The organism is Dietzia sp. DQ11-38-2 (assembly GCF_014145055.1).
Classification (GTDB): domain Bacteria; phylum Actinomycetota; class Actinomycetes; order Mycobacteriales; family Mycobacteriaceae; genus Dietzia.
On sequence record NZ_JAALDW010000433.1, the window covers coordinates 1 to 1,320 of the forward strand.

The window sequence follows — 1,320 nt, forward strand, 5'->3', positions numbered from 1 at the left end:
GGGCGCCGCCGCCGGACGCTGCCCGGTCGGTCGTCGTCGGGCGGCCTGCCGCCTGGTCGCCGGAGTCGACCGCTTCCAGCAGGTGCGCCTGGGTGGTGCCCAGGGCGTGCGCGAGGCCCTCGAGGGTCGACATGCTCGGGGCGGCCTTGCCTCGCTCGATCTGGCTGAGGAAGGGTTGGGAGATGCCGGCGTGGCCCGCCACCTCCACGAGGGTCAGGCCGAGCTGCTGACGGTGATGCCGGATGCGGGAACCCAGGCGCGTCAGACCGTCTTCCCGAAGTCCCGACACCGGTGCCTCCCGTTCTCCGCGAGCGCTCTGTGAGCGGTTACAGGCCAGATCCGGCGGGGTAATCCGGTCGAAACACCCGCCCGTGACACTGATCTGTATTGACGAGGTCAATATCCCGCGTCCTGAGCGAAAGCGCAAGGACACCATACCGACCCGGTCGGGGACGGTCCGGCAGAGCAGGAGAACCCAGTCAGTGGACACACTCACACGCCAGCGTGGTGACGTAGCAGCGGGCCGCGACGCCTCCCCGGCGAGGCCGCACGACGGGAGGGCTCGCACCGCAGGCCCGAGGCGGGTTGACCGCATCACCGGGGTCGGATTGCCCGACGGCCGGGTCGTCGATCTGGACATCGAGGGTGGTGTGGTCGTCGCCGTCACGGAGGTGGACGGGGCCGACGATGACGAGGGGGCGGGCGGGGCCGGCCCCGAGGCTCACCGCCCGGCAGTGATCGACGGTCATGGTTACCTCGCCCTGACGGCGCCGGCGGAACCCCACGCGCACCTGGACAAGGCCCTGAGCTGGGGTGCGACCAGGCCGCCGGGGTGCGACCTCGGCGCGGCGATCGACGCGTGGAGGGCCTTCTCCGCCACGGTCGACGAGGACGAGATCCATGATCGGGCGCTGGAGGCGGCCCGTCGCCTGGTCGCCAGCGGCACCACGGCGGTACGCACCCACGTCGACCTCCACGACGACGGTGATCCCCTTCGCGGGATCCGGGCCCTGGTCCGGGTGCGTGACGAACTCGCGGACGAGTTGGACCTGCAGATCGTCGCGATGGCGGGCGACGACGATCCCGCCGACTGCGTCCGCGCGGCCATGGAGGCCGGGGCCGACCTCATCGGCGGCGCCCCCCACATCGCCCCGGACAGTGTCGCCGAGACGCACAGACTGATCGATCTGGCCGAGGAGCTGGGGGTCGGCGTGGACCTGCACGTCGACGAGTTCCTCGACGGCGACCACGCGATGCTCACCCCCTTCACCGACCGGGTGGCCTCGTGGGAGCCGGGGCGCATCCGGACGGCCGGCCACT

At 71.9% G+C, this 1,320-nt stretch carries 1 protein-coding gene and 1 pseudogene; one reads left to right on the plus strand and one right to left on the minus strand.

Translation table 11 applies throughout. The features are described 5' to 3' along the window. The coding region (locus G6026_RS17505) for a helix-turn-helix transcriptional regulator (protein ID WP_347238112.1) at nt 1-289 on the minus strand (289 nt) is incomplete at its 3' end. 193 nt (nt 290-482) lie between these two features. Here G6026_RS17505 and G6026_RS13865 point away from each other — a divergent pair. Then, nucleotides 483-1,320: pseudogene (locus G6026_RS13865) on the plus strand (cytosine deaminase); the annotation flags it as partial.